Here is a 2500-nt window from a genome sequence, read left to right on the forward strand (position 1 = left end):
AGTTATCGTTTATTTGATAGCACCTTACTACTTGGATAACCGTGGTAATTCTAGAGCTAATACATGCTAAAAATCCCGACTTCGGAAGGGATGTATTTATTAGATTAAAAACCAATGCCCTCTGGGCTCTCTGGTGATTCATGATAACTTCTCGAATCGCATGGCCTTGCGCCGGCGATGGTTCATTCAAATTTCTTCCCTATCAACTTTCGATGTTTGGGTAGTGGCCAAACATGGTTGCAACGGGTAACGGAGGGTTAGGGCTCGACCCCGGAGAAGGAGCCTGAGAAACGGCTACTACATCCAAGGAAGGCAGCAGGCGCGCAAATTACCCAATCCCGACACGGGGAGGTAGTGACAATAAATACTGATACAGGGCTCTTTTGGGTCTTGTAATTGGAATGAGTACAATTTAAATCCCTTAACGAGGAACAATTGGAGGGCAAGTCTGGTGCCAGCAGCCGCGGTAATTCCAGCTCCAATAGCGTATATTAAAGTTGTTGTGGTTAAAAAGCTCGTAGTTGAACCTTGGGCCTGGCTGGCCGGTCCGCCTCACCGCGTGCACTGGTCCGGCCGGGCCTTTCCCTCTGTGGAACCCCATGCCCTTCACTGGGTGTGGCGGGGAAACAGGACTTTTACTTTGAAAAAATTAGAGTGCTCCAGGCAGGCCTATGCTCGAATACATTAGCATGGAATAATGAAATAGGACGTGCGGTTCTATTTTGTTGGTTTCTAGGACCGCCGTAATGATTAATAGGGACAGTCGGGGGCATCAGTATTCAATTGTCAGAGGTGAAATTCTTGGATTTATTGAAGACTAACTACTGCGAAAGCATTTGCCAAGGATGTTTTCATTAATCAGGAACGAAAGTTAGGGGATCGAAGACGATCAGATACCGTCGTAGTCTTAACCATAAACTATGCCGACTAGGGATCGGACGATGTTATTTTTTGACTCGTTCGGCACCTTACGAGAAATCAAAGTGCTTGGGCTCCAGGGGGAGTATGGTCGCAAGGCTGAAACTTAAAGAAATTGACGGAAGGGCACCACCAGGGGTGGAGCCTGCGGCTTAATTTGACTCAACACGGGGAAACTCACCAGGTCCAGACACAATGAGGATTGACAGATTGAGAGCTCTTTCTTGATTTTGTGGGTGGTGGTGCATGGCCGTTCTTAGTTGGTGGAGTGATTTGTCTGCTTAATTGCGATAACGAACGAGACCTTAACCTGCTAAATAGCCCGTATTGCTTTGGCAGTACGCCGGCTTCTTAGAGGGACTATCGGCTCAAGCCGATGGAAGTTTGAGGCAATAACAGGTCTGTGATGCCCTTAGATGTTCTGGGCCGCACGCGCGCTACACTGACGGAGCCAGCGAGTACTCCCTTGGCCGGAAGGCCCGGGTAATCTTGTTAAACTCCGTCGTGCTGGGGATAGAGCATTGCAATTATTGCTCTTCAACGAGGAATCCCTAGTAAGCGCAAGTCATCAGCTTGCGTTGATTACGTCCCTGCCCTTTGTACACACCGCCCGTCGCTACTACCGATTGAATGGCTCAGTGAGGCGTCCGGACTGGCCCAGAGAGGTGGGCAACTACCACTCAGGGCCGGAAAGCTCTCCAAACTCGGTCATTTAGAGGAAGTAAAAGTCGTAACAAGGTCTCCGTTGGTGAACCAGCGGAGGGATCATTACCGAGTTATACAACTCCCAAACCCACTGTGAACCTTACCTCAGTTGCCTCGGCGGGAACGCCCCGGCCGCCGGCCCCCGCGCCGGCGCCGGACCCAGGCGCCCGCCGCAGGGACCCCAAACTCTCTTGCATTACGCCCAGCGGGCGGAATTTCTTCTCTGAGTTGCACAAGCAAAAACAAATGAATCAAAACTTTCAACAACGGATCTCTTGGTTCTGGCATCGATGAAGAACGCAGCGAAATGCGATAAGTAATGTGAATTGCAGAATTCAGTGAATCATCGAATCTTTGAACGCACATTGCGCCCGCCAGCATTCTGGCGGGCATGCCTGTTCGAGCGTCATTTCAACCCTCGAGCCCCCCCGGGGGCCTCGGTGTTGGGGGACGGCACACCAGCCGCCCCCGAAATGCAGTGGCGACCCCGCCGCAGCCTCCCCTGCGTAGTAGCACACACCTCGCACCGGAGCGCGGAGGCGGTCACGCCGTAAAACGCCCAACTTTCTTAGAGTTGACCTCGGATCAGGTAGGAATACCCGCTGAACTTAAGCATATCAATAAGCGGAGGAAAAGAAACCAACAGGGATTGCCCCAGTAACGGCGAGTGAAGCGGCAACAGCTCAAATTTGAAATCTGGCCCCCAGGGCCCGAGTTGTAATTTGCAGAGGATGCTTTTGGCGCGGTGCCTTCCGAGTTCCCTGGAACGGGACGCCATAGAGGGTGAGAGCCCCGTCTGGTCGGACGCCTAGCCTGTGTAAAGCTCCTTCGACGAGTCGAGTAGTTTGGGAATGCTGCTCTAAATGGGAGGTATATG

The 2500-nt window shown here is 51.8% G+C and carries 2 rRNA genes (1 of these 2 cut by a window edge); both read left to right on the top strand.

From position 1 onward, the window contains the following. Positions 1–1694, top strand: a 16S ribosomal RNA gene (locus E4L98_RS30350); the annotation flags it as partial. A 169-nt stretch (positions 1695–1863) separates the two neighbouring features. Then, a 23S ribosomal RNA gene (locus E4L98_RS30355) occupies positions 1864–2500 on the top strand; it runs 2852 nt beyond the window's last position.

Source organism: Duganella callida (assembly GCF_004614165.1).
GTDB lineage: Bacteria > Pseudomonadota > Gammaproteobacteria > Burkholderiales > Burkholderiaceae_D > Rugamonas > Rugamonas callida.